We start from the raw sequence: 268 nt of genomic DNA, 5'->3' as shown, positions 1-268 counted from the left end.
CTCTATGGACTGTGGATCTACAGAGGCTCTACATAGATGCTACATAGAGAACATCACTGGAGATCTAATGTTCCCCAAACCACCAATAAAGAAAATGCAGAGCTTGAAGACCCCTGAAGAGGAGGAGGAGGAGGATGAGATTTTGGTGTGTATCTATATAATCACATTACACAGATTACTAAGCCCTAATAGCTCCATTGCAACTGAAGACCCACACTGCAGCCAATTCCGATCTATTGGAATTAGAACATCAAGCCCTGGCCCTTCC

At 44.0% G+C, this 268-nt stretch carries 1 protein-coding gene; it reads left to right on the top strand.

Annotated features, from left to right (window positions below; all coding sequences use genetic code 11):
• Positions 1 to 67: 67 nt before the first annotated feature.
• A partial coding sequence (locus tag ACLJNW_RS25490; RefSeq protein WP_410961405.1) for a hypothetical protein occupies positions 68 to 268 on the top strand: 201 nt, incomplete at its 3' end.

The organism is Salmonella sp. SAL4457, from assembly GCF_046548235.1.
Classification (GTDB): Bacteria; Pseudomonadota; Gammaproteobacteria; order Enterobacterales; family Enterobacteriaceae; genus Salmonella; species Salmonella enterica.
Note: the sequence above shows the minus strand (reverse complement) of the source record. Positions and strands in the feature narration are given on the sequence as shown.